The 315-nt window shown below is 64.1% G+C and carries 1 protein-coding gene; it reads left to right on the top strand.

What is annotated here, in order from left to right; all coding sequences use genetic code 11:
- A partial coding sequence (locus tag BTA51_RS29280) for a Hint domain-containing protein (protein ID WP_210404981.1) occupies positions 1 to 315 on the top strand: 315 nt, incomplete at both ends.

Here is a 315-nt window from a genome sequence, read left to right as displayed (position 1 = left end):
GCACCGACACCGCGCAGGTGCTGACCTCGACCAACGGCTATGTGCATGGCGGGTCGGGCTTCGACACGCTGGTGCTGCCCGATGCTTCGGAAGGGGCGGTGGTGACCATCACCGGGACCATCGACAACGGCGATGGCACGTATTCCCAGACCGGCTACGTCGTCTTTAAGGACGGCAAGCGGCTGGATTTCGAAAGCTTCGAGAAGATCATCTGCTTCGCGCCGGGAACCCTGATCGACACCCTGCGCGGCCGCGTCGCGGTCGAGGATCTGGTGCTGGGCGACAAGCTCTTGACCCGCGACCACGGCTATCAGG

This window comes from Hahella sp. CCB-MM4 (genome assembly GCF_002260525.1).
In the GTDB taxonomy this organism is placed as follows: Bacteria; Pseudomonadota; Gammaproteobacteria; order Pseudomonadales; family Oleiphilaceae; genus Hahella.
The sequence above is the reverse complement of the archived record's forward strand: the minus strand, read 5'-3'. Positions and strand labels throughout refer to the sequence as shown.